Origin of the sequence: Lactobacillus sp., assembly GCF_051873315.1 — a bacterium.
GTDB lineage: Bacteria > Bacillota > Bacilli > Lactobacillales > Lactobacillaceae > Lactobacillus.
On the sequence record NZ_JBJEES010000020.1, the window covers coordinates 1 to 10638 of the forward strand.

The 10638-nt window shown below is 51.4% G+C and carries 8 protein-coding genes; 2 read left to right on the top strand and 6 right to left on the bottom strand.

Translation table 11 applies throughout. The features are described 5' to 3' along the window. From ACI32D_RS00865 to rpsL, 3 genes are all read right to left on the bottom strand, one after another. Nucleotides 1-121: GTP-binding protein (locus tag ACI32D_RS00865; RefSeq protein ID WP_439774795.1), on the bottom strand; the 121-nt coding region annotated here is incomplete at its 3' end. A 33-nt stretch (nucleotides 122-154) separates the two neighbouring features. Then, nucleotides 155-625 (bottom strand): 30S ribosomal protein S7, encoded by a 471-nt coding sequence (gene rpsG / locus ACI32D_RS00870; RefSeq protein WP_002878218.1) that lies wholly within the window; start codon nucleotides 623-625, stop codon nucleotides 155-157. Nucleotides 626-640: 15 nt separating this feature from the next. Continuing rightward, nucleotides 641-1048, bottom strand: a complete 408-nt coding sequence (rpsL, locus tag ACI32D_RS00875; RefSeq protein ID WP_003613306.1) for a 30S ribosomal protein S12 — start codon at nucleotides 1046-1048, stop codon at nucleotides 641-643. A gap of 262 nt (nucleotides 1049-1310) precedes the next feature. Here rpsL and ACI32D_RS00880 point away from each other — a divergent pair, with 262 nt between their 5' ends. Then, the gene (locus tag ACI32D_RS00880) at nucleotides 1311-2126 is read left to right on the top strand and encodes a Cof-type HAD-IIB family hydrolase (RefSeq protein WP_439774788.1); all 816 of its coding nucleotides are present in this window, start codon (nucleotides 1311-1313) and stop codon (nucleotides 2124-2126) included. A gap of 84 nt (nucleotides 2127-2210) precedes the next feature. Then, a complete protein-coding gene (locus ACI32D_RS00885) occupies nucleotides 2211-2771 on the top strand; it encodes a hypothetical protein (protein WP_439774789.1) in 561 nt (186 codons plus the stop codon). A 64-nt stretch (nucleotides 2772-2835) separates the two neighbouring features. Here ACI32D_RS00885 and rpoC read toward each other — a convergent pair whose 3' ends face one another. From rpoC to ACI32D_RS00900, 3 genes are all read right to left on the bottom strand, one after another. Then, the gene (rpoC, locus tag ACI32D_RS00890; RefSeq protein ID WP_439774790.1) at nucleotides 2836-6501 is read right to left on the bottom strand and encodes a DNA-directed RNA polymerase subunit beta'; all 3666 of its coding nucleotides are present in this window, start codon (nucleotides 6499-6501) and stop codon (nucleotides 2836-2838) included. Between the two features lie 15 nt (nucleotides 6502-6516). Beyond that, nucleotides 6517-10182 (bottom strand): DNA-directed RNA polymerase subunit beta, encoded by a 3666-nt coding sequence (rpoB, locus tag ACI32D_RS00895; RefSeq protein WP_439774791.1) that lies wholly within the window; start codon nucleotides 10180-10182, stop codon nucleotides 6517-6519. A 201-nt stretch (nucleotides 10183-10383) separates the two neighbouring features. Next, the coding region (locus tag ACI32D_RS00900; RefSeq protein WP_439774792.1) for a bacteriocin immunity protein at nucleotides 10384-10638 on the bottom strand (255 nt) is incomplete at its 5' end.

A 10638-nucleotide genomic window follows, 5' to 3' on the forward strand; every position in this document is an offset into this window, starting at 1 on the left:
TGTGGATCTTACCAGTGTAGTAAAGGATACGTTCAGTAGTAGTAGTCTTACCGGCGTCGATGTGGGCCATGATACCGATGTTGCGAGTCTTCTCTAATGAGAATTCACGTTTGTTAGCCATAATTTTCTATCTCCTTAGATAACGAGCACTAGATTAGAAACGGTAGTGAGCGAAGGCACGGTTGGCTTCTGCCATACGGTGCACGTCTTCACGCTTCTTAACGGCTGAACCAGTGTTGTTTGAGGCATCGATCAATTCGTTTGCCAGACGTTCATCCATAGTGTGTTCGTTACGCAGGCGGGAGTATGAAACAAGCCAACGCAATGCCAAAGTAGTTTGTCTTTCTGGACGAACTTCTACAGGAACTTGGTAGTTAGAACCACCGATACGGCGAGCCTTAACTTCCAAAACTGGCTTAACGTTGTTCATGGCTTCTTCAAAGACGTCCATTGGTTCCTTGCCAGTCTTGTCCTTGATGATGTCAAAAGCATCGTACAAGATTGATGAAGCTTGAGCTCTCTTACCATCCTTCATCAAGTGGTTGATCAGCTTAGTAACCAGCTTTGAGTTGTAAACTGGGTCTGCTAAAACGTCTCTCTTTGAAACATGACCTTTTCTTGGCATTATTTAAGTCCTCCTTTAACCCTTCTTAGCACCGTACTTGGAACGAGCTTGCTTTCTGCCGTCAACACCAGCAGTGTCAAGGGCACCACGAACGATGTGGTAACGTACACCAGGAAGGTCCTTTACACGGCCCCCACGGATCAGGACAACTGAGTGTTCTTGCAAGTTGTGGCCTTCACCTGGGATGTAGGCAGTAACTTCAGTCAAGTTTGAAAGACGTACACGGGCGTACTTACGCAAAGCTGAGTTAGGCTTCTTTGGCGTCATAGTACCGACACGAGTCGCAACCCCACGCATTTGTGGTGCTGGGTTGAAGACTTGTTCCTTCTTCATGCTGTTGTAGCTGTAGTTCAAGGCTGGTGACTTTGACTTAGTAGTCTTTGAGTGACGGCCTTTTCTAACCAATTGATTAATGGTTGGCATTAACTAGTTCCTCCTAAATTTATATATCATTTTGTTCACATATCCGGGAGTTTCTTTTTTGCCTCGCGGAGTAATCTTCAAAACATACATCTGTTAGTATACTCCATTTGCCAGCCAATGCAAAGCTTTTTTTCAAGAATTTCCTGTCTGGAAAAAGCTGCGCTTCTTCACGCGATGACAGCGTTTTCCATCTATGCTAAGATTGGTTTTAGACGAAAAATATTAATTTGCAGTTAGTAGAAATGAAAAAATGAGGTAAAAAATGATCAAATTAATTGCAATCGATACTGACGGCACCCTGCTCAACTCACAAGGGCAAATCCAGTCCAGCAGCAAAGAAGCCATCTCTAAGGCACTTGAACGCGGCGTTAAGGTCGTCCTTTGCTCCGGCCGGCCAATTGCCGGCTTGGCCCCTTACATGGATGAGCTGGGGATTAAGGGCGAAGACCAGTACGCCGTGACTTTAAACGGGGCAATCAGCCGCAAGGCCAGCGGGGAAATCATGACCAGCGACTTGATCGCCAACTCAGTTTACCGGCAGCTGACGGCCTACGCCCTGTCTTTAAAGCTTCCCTTCAATATCGTTGACTTTGAATCCCGGATCATCACACCTAACCACGACATTGACCCGATGGTTTACCAGCAGGCTTACGAAAACCAGGCCGTCCTTTACGTCAGAAATGTCGAAGACTTCCCGGAAAAGGGCCAGGCTATCGCCAAGGCCTGCTTTGTCGGCAGCGAAGCTCTTTTGGACAGAGTTGAAGACCAGGTCAAGGAAGACTGGGGACAGGACTTCAACGTTCTGCGGACTGACGCCCGCTTCCTTGAATTGCTCAATCCCAAGGTTAATAAAGGCCAAGGACTGAAAGAACTCTGCGGCCGGCTGGAAATCGCGCCAGAAGAAGTCATGGCCATCGGCGATGAGAGAAACGACTTAGACATGTTTGCTTTTGCCGGCACCAGCATAGCCATGGGCAACGGCAATGACTTGGTCAAGCAAGCTGCTGACTATGTGACCGCAAGCAATGATAAAGACGGGATTGCCCAGGCTTTGGAAAAATTCGTGCTGAACAATTAAAACTGATTTTCCCTACCATCTAAATTTTTTGCCTTTTAAAAAAATATTGGCCAAAAAGGTGTAATAGTAATTGGAGGGAAAAATATGCTCAGCAAAATCATATCTTTATCTTGCGGTCTTTTGGCAGCTCTCATTGCCGACCGCTACCGTTATAATACCTTTCTTGAGTGTAAAAGCTGGCCGGCGGATGACCTGCCTTACATCATCCTGGCCGGCAATTTATCGGTTCATACTGACTCCAATTTTGAAGATTTTGGCATTTTCCTACCGTTTCTAATCAACTTATTTTTAATGGTCGTCAGCGACCTGCATGAACAGTCTTTTGACACTTACCTGCTCGTCGTGCCGCTGGTCACCGGGCTGATACAGTTTTTTCAGGCACCAAATACTGAAGGCCTGGGGCAGGCTGCCTTTTTTCTGGCAGTCTTGGTCTGGCTTGCTTTTACAGGGAAAATGGGCAGCGGGGACGTCTGGTTTTATATAATTACGGTCCTAAACTTCTCTGGCCTTGTTGCCCTAAAGAGTTTCTTGCTTGCCTCCCTGCTCGCCATCGCCCACGCGCTTTGGCAAAAGCGGCCAGGTAAAGAACCCTTCGCCTTCCTGCCCTACTTATTCTGGGGCCTCAACCTCCAATTTTTCCTTTAGGGCAAAACAAAAAACGTTCGGATGACTTTGAGCCATTCGAACGTTTTTTGTTAATCAAACTGAATTACTTGCTTTCAGTTTCCTTGTTTTCGTCTTCCATCTTCTTTTCCAGGTCAGCGATTGAGTAAACTGAGTCTGGTTGTTGAACATCGGCCTTTGGCACTTGGTCGCGGTAAATTGGCATACCAGTACCAGCTGGGATGATCTTCCCGATGATGACGTTTTCCTTCAAACCAAGAAGCGGGTCGTTCTTGCCGCGGATTGACGCGTCGGTAAGAACACGGGTAGTTTCCTGGAAGGAAGCAGCTGACAGGAAACTGTTGGTTTCCAAGGCAGCCTTGGTGATACCCAGAATGTCAGCCTGGGCAGTAGCCGGGATCCCGCCGCTGATGATGACGTCACGGTTTCTGTCGCGGAATTCAGCGATGTCCATGACTTCACCTGGCAAGATGTCGGTTTCACCTGGGTCAAGAACCCGGACCTTCTGCAGCATCTGTCTGGTCAAGACTTCGGCGTGCTTGTCGGCCAGGTCAACACCCTGAGTCCGGTATGACTTCTGGACTTCAGCCAGGATGTATTCTTCAGTCGTCAAGGTGTCAGTTACCTTGATCAATTCCTTAGGGTCGATAGAACCAGGGATCAGCTTGTCACCACGGTGGATTTCATCACCTTCCTGAACTGCTGGCTTAGCAGTGTAAGGAATGGTGTAGACTCTGGTGTCGATCTTGCCCTTAACGGTGATTTCCTGCAAGTGTTCAGCCGCGTTGCTTTCGATCTTGTCAACAACACCGTCAACTTCAGAGATGACCGCGCGACCCTTAGGGTTGCGGGCTTCGAACAATTCTTGCACACGAGGCAGACCTTGAGTGATGTCTTCTGCGCCGGCAACACCACCGGTGTGGAAAGTACGCAGGGTCAGCTGGGTACCTGGTTCACCGATTGACTGAGCGGCAACCGTACCAACTGCTTCACCGATTTCAACTTCTTCGGCAGTGGCCAGGTTCCGGCCGTAGCACTTCCGGCAGATACCGTGGGAAGTGTTGCAAGTCAGGATTGACCGGATTTGGACTTCCTGCACGCCAGCATCAACGATCTTCTGCGCCATTTGTTCATCCATCAGGACGCCCTTAGGGCAGATGACTTCACCGGTTTGCGGGTCACGGACAGTCCGATTGGTAAAGCGGCCTACCAGACGGTCGTAAAGTGATTCGATCAAGCCGGCATCCTTGTCAACGATGGCCTTGGCAGTAATGCCGCGGTCAGTGCCACAGTCGTCTTCACGGATGATAACGTCCTGGGCAACGTCTACCAGACGACGGGTCAGGTAACCAGACTGGGCGGTCTTCAAGGCCGTGTCAGTCATCCCCTTCCGGGCGCCGTGAGTGGACATGAACAGTTCCAGAACGGTCAGACCTTCCTTGAAGTTGGAGATAACCGGGATTTCGAACAATTCACCACTTGGAGTGGCCATCAAACCACGCATACCAGCCAGCTGGGTAAAGTTGGAGATGTTACCACGGGCACCAGACTGCTGCATGACGGAGATTGGGTTCTTTTGGTCCTTGAATTCGGCAATTTCCTGTTGAACGGCATCCTTACAGTCAGTCCAGATCTTGATGATGTTGTCGTGACGTTCCTTGTCGGACAGCTTGCCCCGGCGGAACATCTTGGATACCTGCTTAACCTGCTTGCGGGCTTCAGCAACCAAGGCATCCTTGGTCTTGGTTTCCGGAACGTCGGCCATACCGATAGTCAAGCCGGAGATAGTTGAAGCTGAGTAGCCCATTTCCTTCAAGTCGTCCAGGTATTCAGAAGTTCTTTGTACCCGGTAGCGCTTGTAGATTTCAGAAATAGTGTCACCCAGGAAGCCCTTCTTAAATGGGGTAGCCACCAGGTCCTGGCCAACTTCAGCAATCTTGTCGTGGATATCCTGGCCGTCTTCCAGGAAGTACTTGTCAGCCATTGGCTGCTTCAAGTTGTCCTGGGTTGGTTCGTTGATGTAGAAGTAGTCGTCTGGGAAGAGGGAGTTGAAGACCAAGCGGCCGTAAGTAGTTACGAAAATGCTGTCTTCGTGGCCCGCGCCCCAGTCCTTCTTCGGCATTGAAGCTGCTGACACACCGATGATGGTGTGGTAGTGAATGTCGCCGTTGTTGTAGGCAATGGTTGCTTCTTCTGGAGTAGCAAACATCATGCCTTCGCCTTCCCGGCCGATTTCAGCCTGGGTCAGCCAGTAGTTACCCAAAACGATGTCCTGGGACGGAGTAACGATTGGCGTACCGTCCTTAGGAGTCAAAATGTGGTGGGCAGCCAGCATCAAGAGGCGGGATTCAGCTACAGCTTCGTCTGACAGCGGCACGTGGATGGCCATCTGGTCACCGTCGAAGTCGGCGTTGTATGCTTCACAAGCCAGTGGGTGCAAACGCAGGGCCTTGCCTGGGACCAAAACTGGTTCAAAGGCCTGGATTGACAGACGGTGCAGGGTAGGTGCCCGGTTCAAAAGAACTGGACGTTCCTTAATGACGTATTCCAATACGTCCCAGATGTCGTCGTCTTCACGGTCGATCTTGCGCTTGGCGTTCTTGATGTTGGAAGCAATACCCCGACGGACAAGTTCCCGCATAACGAATGGCTTGAACAATTCCAGAGCCATTGGACGCGGAACACCGCATTGGTAAAGCTTCAGCTTTGGAGAAACGTCGATAACTGAACGGCCGGAGTAGTCAACACGCTTACCAAGCAAGTTTTGACGGAAACGCCCTTGCTTACCCTTCAGCATGTGTGAGATAGACTTCAGTGGCCGGTTGCCTGGCCCAACAACTGGGCGGCCCCGGCGGCCGTTGTCGATCAAAGCGTCAACTGCTTCTTGCAGCATCCGCTCTTCGTTTTGCACGATCAAGCCAGGAGCGTGCATGTCCAGCAGCTTCTTCAACCGGTTGTTACGGTTGATAACCCGGCGGTAAAGGTCGTTCAAGTCTGAAGTGGCGAAACGGCCACCTTCCAGTTGAACCATTGGCCGCAAGTCCGGCGGAATAACCGGAACAGTTTCCATAACCATCCATTCAGGCTTGTTGCCGCTGTTTCTGAAGGCATCAAGGATGTCCAGCCGGCGGATGGCCCGGGTCCGCTTTTGCCCCTTCAAGGTTTGCAGTTCTGCCTTAAGGGCAGTAACTTCCTTGTCCAGGTCAACCTGCTTAAGCAGGTCGCGGATAGCTTCGGCACCCATCTTGGCTACGAAGCGGTTGCCGTACTTGGCCTTTTCTTCCCGGTATTCAGCTTCAGTCAAGAGCTGCTTGGCTTCCAGGCCAGTGTCACCTGGATCGATGACAATGTAGGCCGCGAAGTAGATGACTTCTTCCAATTGCTTTGGAGATACGTCCAAAACCAGCCCCATTCTTGACGGAATACCCTTGAAGTACCAAATGTGGGTTACAGGAGCAGCCAATTCGATGTGGCCCATCCGTTCCCGGCGCACGTGAGAGGTCGTTACTTCAACCCCGCACCGGTCACAGACGATCCCCTTGTAGCGAACGCCCTTGTACTTGCCACAGGCACAAGCGTAGTCCTTGGTCGGCCCGAAGATCCGTTCATCGAACAGACCGTCTTTTTCTGGCTTCAAAGTCCGGTAGTTGATGGTTTCCGGCTTCTTAACTTCCCCGTAAGACCAACTTCTGATCTTGTTTGGTGAAGCCAAACCAATCTGCATGCTTTCAAACTTATTTACGTCGATCAAAGTTTAACCTCCCAATTACTTTGAAGCCTTGTCGTCGTCAGCAGTTTCAGCTTCATTTGCATCAGCATCTGCTTCAGCTGCATCTGCACCTTCTGCTTCAGCTTCCGCGGCGATTTCGGCCTCTTCTTCGGCCAACTTCTTCTTTTCTTGCGCTTCCGCAAGGCGAGATAAAGTATCGATGTTTACGTGTTCATTTGAGTCTTCGTCCATGTCGCGCAGTTCGACTTCGTTTTCGTCGCTGTCCAAAACGCGCAGATCCAGGCCCAATGATTGCAGTTCCTTGACCAAAACGCGGAATGATTCAGGCACGCCTGGCTTAGGAATTCTTTCGCCCTTGACGATCGCTTCGTAGGCCTTGACACGGCCGACAACGTCGTCAGACTTGTAGGTCAGGATTTCTTGCAGGGTGTAGGCTGCACCGTAGGCTTCCAAAGCCCAGACTTCCATTTCACCGAAACGCTGGCCACCGAATTGCGCCTTACCACCCAAAGGCTGTTGGGTAACAAGTGAGTAAGGCCCGATTGACCGCGCGTGGATCTTGTCGTCGACCATGTGAGTCAGCTTTAGGTAGTACATAACCCCGACTGAAACCCGGTTGTGGAATGGTTCACCGGTCCGGCCATCGTAAAGGACAGTCTTACCGTCTGAGTCAACGCCGGCTTCGCGGACAAAGTCCCAAACGTCATCTTCGCTGGCCCCGTCGAATACTGGAGTAGCCACGTGGATACCCAAGGCCCGGGCTGCCCGGCCCAAGTGGATTTCAAGCAGCTGCCCGATGTTCATACGTGATGGCACACCCATTGGGTTCAAGCAGATGTCGACTGGAGTACCGTCTGGCAGGTAAGGCATGTCTTCAACTGGAGCAACCAAGGCAACCGTACCCTTGTTACCGTGACGACCGGACATCTTGTCCCCGACTTGAATCTTTCTCTTTTGCACGATGTAGACCCGGACCAGGGTGTTGACGCCTGGTGCCAGTTCGTCGCCGGCTTCGCGGGTGAAGACTTGAACGTCTTGAACCACACCGCCACCGCCGTGAGGTACCTTCAATGAAGTATCACGGACTTCACGGGCCTTTTCACCAAAGATGGCGTGCAGCAGTCTTTCTTCAGCGCTCAGTTCAGTGATCCCCTTAGGGGTAACCTTGCCGACCAGGATATCGCCGTCGTGAACTTCGGCACCGATCCGGATGATCCCGTTTTCGTCCAGGTCCTTCAAGGCATCTTCACCAACGTTAGGGATTTCCCGGGTGATTTCTTCCGGCCCCAGCTTGGTGTCACGGGCTTCTGAGTCGTAGTCTTCAATGTGGATTGAAGTGTAGACGTCTTCCTTAACCAGGCGTTCGCTCAGCATGATGGCGTCTTCGAAGTTGTACATGTTCCAAGTGGTGAAGGCGATAACCGGGTTTTGACCCAGAGCAAGTTCGCCGTCAGCCATTGACGGACCGTTGGCAATTACCTGGCCGTCAACAACCTTGTCGCCGCGCTTGACGTTTGGCGTCTGGTTGTAGTTCTTAGTCGCGTTTGACCGGCGGTACTTTTCAAGGGTGTAAGTATCCAAAGTCTGGTCTTCGCGGCGGACGCGGATTTCGTTTGCGTCCACGTATTCAACTTCACCGTCTGCTTCAGCCAGCAAAGCGTCACCGGAGTCGTGACCTGCCCGGTATTCCATACCAGTAGCCACAAGCGGACCATGCGGGTTGATCAAAGGAACAGCCTGACGTTGGTGGTTGGCCCCCATCAAGGCCCGGTTGGAGTCGTCGTTTTCCAGGAATGGAATACATGCGGAAGTTACGGAAACAACCTGCTTTGGAATAACGTCCATGTAGTCGATCCGGTCTGGACTTACTTCGACGTTGTCTTCCCGGTGCCGGCAAAGAATCACGTCATCAACGAAGGAGCCGTCTTCGTTCAAAGGAGTGTTGGCCCCGGCGATGATGTAGTTGTCTTCTACATCGGCAGTCAAGTAGTCGATCTTGTCGGTAACCTTGTGGGTTGCCCAAGAAACGCGCCGGTATGGAGTTTCCAGGAAGCCGTACTTGTTGATGATGGCGTAAGTGGCCATGGAGTTGATCAAACCGATGTTAGGACCTTCTGGCGTTTCGATTGGGCACAGACGGCCGTAGTGGGTGTAGTGAACGTCACGGACTTCGTAGCCGGCCCGGTCACGGGACAGACCACCAGGCCCCAAGGCGGACATACGCCGCTTGTGGGTCAATTCACCCAGCGGGTTGTTTTGGTCCATGAATTGAGAAAGCTGGGATGAACCGAAGAATTCCTTGATTGAACCAACGATTGGCCGGATGTTGATCAATTGCTGCGGAGTAACCGTAGCCGCGTCTTGAATTGACATACGTTCGCGGACAACCCGTTCCATCCGGGCCAAACCGATCCGCATCTGGTTTTGCAGCAATTCGCCAACCCGGCGAATGCGGCGGTTGCCCAAGTGGTCGATGTCGTCGATGTTGCCGACGCCTTCTTGGAGTTCCAGGAAGTAGTTGACAGCAGCGATGATGTCGGCTGGAGTGATGCACTTAACGTCTTCGTCAATGTGACCGTTGGAGATCAGCTTGATTTCCCGGTCTGGAATTTCACGGGAGAAGACCTTGATTTCCTGAACAGTTACAGGTTCTGGAATCGCGCCTTCGTCAGATGGAGTGTAGGTAACAGTCTTGAAGTCGTCGCGGTCCAGGTAGTCCTTCAGAACGTCCATGACTTCGTTGTTGACAACCGTCCCCTTGGCAGCCAGAACTTCCCCAGTGTCAGGGTCAGCCAGGGTTTCAGCCAAAGTGTAGCCCAAAAGCCGGTTCTTCAAGCTCAGCTTCTTGTTGACCTTGTAGCGGCCAACAGCAGCCAGGTCGTAGCGGCGCGGGTCAAAGAAGCGGGAAACCAAAAGGCTCCGGGATGAGTCGGTAGTCTTAGGTTCACCTGGACGCAGACGGTCGTAGATGTCCTTCAAAGCTTCTGCTACCCGGCTGTCTGCTGGGTTCTTGTGAACATCCTTGTCCAAAGTCAGGTCCAAAGTGTCGCTGTCGCCGAAGATTTCCTTGATTTCACTGTCGGAGCCAAAGCCCAGGGCCCGGACTAGGACAGATAAAGGAAGCTTCCGGGTCCGGTCAACCCGGACGTAGGAAATGTTCTTGGCGTCAGTTTCGAATTCCAGCCAAGCCCCGCGGTTAGGGATGACGGTCGTGCCGAAGATTTGCCGGCCGTTCTTGTCGAATTCGCCACTGTAGTAGACACCAGGTGATCTAACCAGCTGGGAAACGATAACTCTTTCCGCCCCGTTAACGATGAAGGAGCCGGACTTGGTCATCAGCGGCAAGTCGCCGAAGAAGACGTCTTGGGTCTTGATTTCGCCAGTTTCGTGGTTGGTCAATTTCAGAGTCACGTGCATTGGAGCGGAGTAAGTCGCGTCGTGCTTGCGTGATTCATCGACAGTATACTTAGGTTCTTGCAGCTTGTAGTCGACGTATTCCAGGGTCAAGCGGCCAGAGGTGTCGCTGATTGGCAGAATGTCGTCGAAAACTTCCTTAACGCCTTCGTCAAGGAACCACTTGTATGATTCAGTCTGTACGTCGGTCAAGTTTGGCAGCGGCAGGATTTCCTTAATCCGTGAGAAGCTGCGTCTTGTCCGGTGTTGTCCGTAATTTACTACGTGTCCGTTTAGCAAGGAAAACATCCTTTCTATCCTGTTGAAGAGAGCAAATATTACATTTGTGTTACATTTTAAAAAGGCCGGGATTTTGGGCATAAAAAAGACAAAAACGAACCAGTCGTTTTTGTCTTTATCATTTTACTGGACAATATATCAGTAAAATCCTGAACTTCAGCCTTTTAAATCGCCCAATATTGTACCACTAATTTTAAAGCAAAGCAAGCCCTAGCGGCCGCTAAAAAGCATGGCCGCCTGGCTGGCCAGACCAACCCCGGTGAGCTGGTAGCCGCCAGCCGTGATATTCCAGAAAATCTGCTTGCCTTGGGGGCTAAGCTGGGACTTGATTGCAACCGGCTCTAAAGCGATCCGCAAGTCTCGCATCACCTTGCCCAGGTAGACCTTCTGTTCCAGCTGCTGCTTAGCTTCCAGCAACGCCTCCCGCTCTTCTCTTGGCATTTCGTCGTAAAGAGCGTCGATGAT

Coding starts and splice junctions, on each gene's coding strand:
- ACI32D_RS00880 (WP_439774788.1), top strand. CDS start 1,311: ATGATCAAATTAATTGCAATCGATACTGACGGCACCCTGCTCAACTCA.
- rpoB (WP_439774791.1), bottom strand. CDS start 10,182: ATGTTTTCCTTGCTAAACGGACACGTAGTAAATTACGGACAACACCGG.
- ACI32D_RS00885 (WP_439774789.1), top strand. CDS start 2,211: ATGCTCAGCAAAATCATATCTTTATCTTGCGGTCTTTTGGCAGCTCTC.
- rpsL (WP_003613306.1), bottom strand. CDS start 1,048: ATGCCAACCATTAATCAATTGGTTAGAAAAGGCCGTCACTCAAAGACT.
- rpsG (WP_002878218.1), bottom strand. CDS start 625: ATGCCAAGAAAAGGTCATGTTTCAAAGAGAGACGTTTTAGCAGACCCA.